5 protein-coding genes are annotated in these 3,239 nt (G+C 68.4%); 2 read left to right on the forward strand and 3 right to left on the reverse strand.

Annotated elements, in window-relative coordinates; translation table 11 throughout:
• Window positions 1–180: 180 nt before the first annotated feature.
• The 3 genes from AB0878_RS49270 to AB0878_RS49280 are packed head-to-tail and all read right to left on the reverse strand — an operon-like array spanning window position 181 to window position 2,050.
• The gene (locus AB0878_RS49270; protein ID WP_366590618.1) at window positions 181–1,257 is read right to left on the reverse strand and encodes a PLP-dependent cysteine synthase family protein; all 1,077 of its coding nucleotides are present in this window, start codon (window positions 1,255–1,257) and stop codon (window positions 181–183) included.
• Window positions 1,254–1,565 (reverse strand): DUF4229 domain-containing protein, encoded by a 312-nt coding sequence (locus tag AB0878_RS49275; protein ID WP_366590620.1) that lies wholly within the window; start codon window positions 1,563–1,565, stop codon window positions 1,254–1,256. The genes AB0878_RS49270 and AB0878_RS49275 overlap by 4 nt, the downstream gene beginning before the upstream one ends.
• Window positions 1,566–1,576: 11 nt before the next feature.
• On the reverse strand, window positions 1,577–2,050 hold the full coding sequence (locus AB0878_RS49280; protein ID WP_285970770.1) for an Lrp/AsnC family transcriptional regulator: 474 nt from the start codon (window positions 2,048–2,050) through the stop codon (window positions 1,577–1,579).
• A 376-nt stretch (window positions 2,051–2,426) separates the two neighbouring features.
• On the opposite strand from AB0878_RS49280, the gene AB0878_RS49285 reads away from it, so the two are divergent.
• Window positions 2,427–2,639: a BldC family transcriptional regulator gene (locus AB0878_RS49285; protein WP_072474890.1), complete on the forward strand. Its 213-nt coding sequence runs from the start codon at window positions 2,427–2,429 to the stop codon at window positions 2,637–2,639.
• A gap of 256 nt (window positions 2,640–2,895) precedes the next feature.
• Window positions 2,896–3,081, forward strand: a complete 186-nt coding sequence (locus AB0878_RS49290; protein ID WP_220245962.1) for a hypothetical protein — start codon at window positions 2,896–2,898, stop codon at window positions 3,079–3,081.
• Window positions 3,082–3,239: the final 158 nt, after the last annotated feature.

The raw sequence follows: 3,239 nt of genomic DNA on the forward strand, positions 1-3,239 counted from the left end.
TGGGGTGAAGGCGCGCCCCAGGAGCCGGCGCAGGCGGGGGTGGTCGGGGGCGTCGAAGCCGTTGTCAAGGCACGCTTTCCCGCCTTGACAACGGCTCACCGGCCGTCGACACAATCCAGCTTCGGGGTGCACCCCCAACGCAACACGCCCTACGAGGACCAACGACGGCCCGGCAAGGGCCTACCCCTCAAACCGCCCCGTCAGCATGAACTCGTCGAACTTCGCCCGGTACGGCGCGATGTCGAGGTCCTGCTCGGCCAGCCATTCATCCGAGTAGTACGTGTTCGCGTACCGGTCGCCCCCGTCGCACAGCAAAGTCACGACGGACCCGGCCTGCCCCTCGGCAACCATCCGCGAGATCAACAAAAACGCGCCATACAGATTCGTCCCCGTGGACCCGCCGGCCCAATGCCCCGTGTGATCCCTCAACAACCGGATCGCCGCCAGCGACCCGGCGTCCGGCACCGAGAACATCTCGTCGATCACCCCGGGAACGAACGACGGCTCCACCCTCGGCCGCCCGATCCCCTCGATCCGTGACGGCATCCCCGTCGCATAGTCCAGCGCGCCGGTCTCCCAGGCACCGAAGAACGACGAGTTCTCCGGATCCACCACGGCGACCTTCGTCGTGTGGCGCTTGTACCGCACATACCGGCCGAACGTCGCGCTGGTCCCACCCGTGCCGGCTCCGACGACGATCCACGACGGCACCGGATGCCGCTCCGCCCGCATCTGCGCGAACACCGACTCCGCGATGTTGTTGTTCCCCCGCCAGTCGGTCGCGCGCTCGGCGTAGGTGAACTGGTCGAGGTAGTGCCCGCCGCACTCGGCCGCGAGCCGCTCCGCCTCCGGGTACATGTCCGGCGCCCGGTCGACGTAGTGGCACTCACCGCCGTAGAACTCGATGAGGGCGATCTTCTCCTTGCTCGTCCGCCGCGGCACCACGGTCACGAACTTCAGCCCCAGCATGCGCGCGAAGTACGCCTCGGACACCGCCGTCGACCCGCTGGAGGCCTCGATGAGCGTGGTGTCCGGGCCGATCTGGCCGTTGACCAGGCCGTAGAGCAGCAGCGACCGGGCCAGCCGGTGCTTGAGCGAGCCCGTGGGGTGCACGGACTCGTCCTTCAGGTAGAGGTCGACACCCCACTCCGGGGGCAGCGGGAACACGTGCAGGTGTGTGTCGGCGCTGCGGTTCGCGTCGGCCTCGATGATGCGGACGGCCTCGCGCACCCAGGCCCGGTTGTGGAGCCTGCTCACGCGGCTTCGTCGCCCGGGTTGGTCGGCAGGTCGCCGCGCAGCTGGGCGCGCAGGGCGGCCCGCGCGCGAGCCCGCGACTCGTTGCGCTTGGCCAGCCCGGCCGTCACGCGCGCGTTGAGCTTGCGGAAGAGCAGCAGACCCAGCGGCAGGCCCACGACGAGCCCGATGAGGAGGGACACCAGCAGCGGCACTCCGACCAGCACCAGCACCCACGCGACCACGGCCACGAGCGCGAAGCGCGCGACCAGGTACAGGGTCAGGTCACGGGGCAGGTGTTCCGGCGATTCGTGTTCCGGCGATTCGCTCACATCAAGGGAGGCTACGCCTTGTTCTCGGCCTCTTCGTCCAGGCCCGCGTTGTTCGGACGGCCCTCGAAGCGCGTCGAGAGGACCACCGTCGTGTTGGTGCGCCCGACGCCCGGGATGCGCCGCAGCCGCCCGAGTGTGTGCTCCAGCTCGTCGACGGTCGACACGCGCACCTTCACCACGAACGCCTCGTCGCCAGCCACGGCGTAACAGCTCTCCACCTCGGGCAGCTCGCCGAGCGCCGCGGCCACGTCCTCGTCGGTGGCGGTGTCGGTCGGGTGGATGCCCACCAGCGCCGTCACGCCCAGGCCGACGGTGCCCGGGTCCACCATGGCGTGGTAGCCGGTGATCACCCCCGCGGCCTCGAGCTTGCCCACGCGTTCGTGCACCGACGAGGCCGACAACCCGACGGAGCGGCCGAGGTCGGCGTAGGTGGCCCGGCCGTTGACCCGCAACGCCGCGATGATCTTCCGGTCCAGCTGATCCACCGGCTCATTATGCGGCGCCGCCCGCGCCGGCCGCAGGGAAGGTGAGACGCCCCCGGCGACAGACACAGTGTCTACTGCGTCACAACGTCGCCGATGGTCCGCTATGGCCCGCGATGCCGCTTTGGCGTGTCTTTACCTGAGGCCGCCGTTCCGCAGAAGAAAACCTCCTGGTCAGAGCCATTTGAACAAGGACTTCACACGCGGGAGGACGCCAGAGGTTATGTCCCTTTTGCACTTTAAGGGCTCTTTACTCAAGGACAACCGTTCGAGTACCCGACGGGTGAAGTGCCACGATTGCCGCGTTGGCTACCCCGGCGCGACGGGCGAAAGGCCCGATGCCTCCGGTATAGCAAGTAGGTCGTTAAGGAGGCGGAAAATGACCGCGACGATGGGCGGAAGGTTGCTCACCCCGGGTGAAGTGGCCGCCTTGTTCCGGGTGGACCCGAAGACGGTCACCCGGTGGGCCACGGCCGGCCGGATCGGCTCGATCCGGACCCCGGGCGGGCACCGCAGGTTCCGCGAGTCCGAGGTGAACGAGCTCCTCGCCGAGCTCACCACCGACGCGAGCGAACCGGCCCGCAAGGCCTGAACCAGCGCGACAAGAGGGTCGTGAGTGGTAAGAGGTGACTTCCCGCACCTCTTACCGGTCACGACCCTTCGTCGTACCCAGGGTTCGGGCCGGTTCGCCGTTTTACGGCTACTGTGCGGATGGTTACCAGTCCGACCACAGTCACGGCGGGAACGTTTTGCGATAGGCCCTGACGTCCGGTTGCGTACCCGCCTTCTTCAGGCCGGATTGGTAACGTGGGACACCGGCAAGGCCTTGCACGACGGAAGGACCGGGCATGATCGCTCTGCTCGCAGCGGTGGGCGCCATCACCATCGCCGTTCTGTTGTGGCGGGCCTTCGGGGCGCAACGCATCGGCGTGCCCGATCGGCGCCCCACCCTCGCACCCGACGACGACCCCGACTTCCTGCGCAAGCTCGGCGAGCAGCAGCGCAAGCGGCCCACCGACGACCCGGACGCCTGACCCGCCACCTGGCCCCGACCACCCCAATGTGGCATTGGTTGCGTTGAGCGCACCCAATGCGGCGTTGGGGGGGGGGGGGGGGCCCGCAGCCCCACTTGGGTGGGGTTTTTATTCGGGGTGTGCTCTTTAGATGTTTACCCCACCCCCCTCCCCCCCGC

This window comes from Amycolatopsis sp. NPDC047767 (assembly GCF_040704195.1).
Classification (GTDB): Bacteria; Actinomycetota; Actinomycetes; order Mycobacteriales; family Pseudonocardiaceae; genus Amycolatopsis.

What these genes read in the sequence shown, in the direction of transcription:
- AB0878_RS49285 (WP_072474890.1), top strand. Translation starts at nt 2,427, where the DNA reads ATGACCGCGACGATGGGCGGAAGGTTGCTCACCCCGGGTGAAGTGGCC.
- AB0878_RS49290 (WP_220245962.1), top strand. Translation starts at nt 2,896, where the DNA reads ATGATCGCTCTGCTCGCAGCGGTGGGCGCCATCACCATCGCCGTTCTG.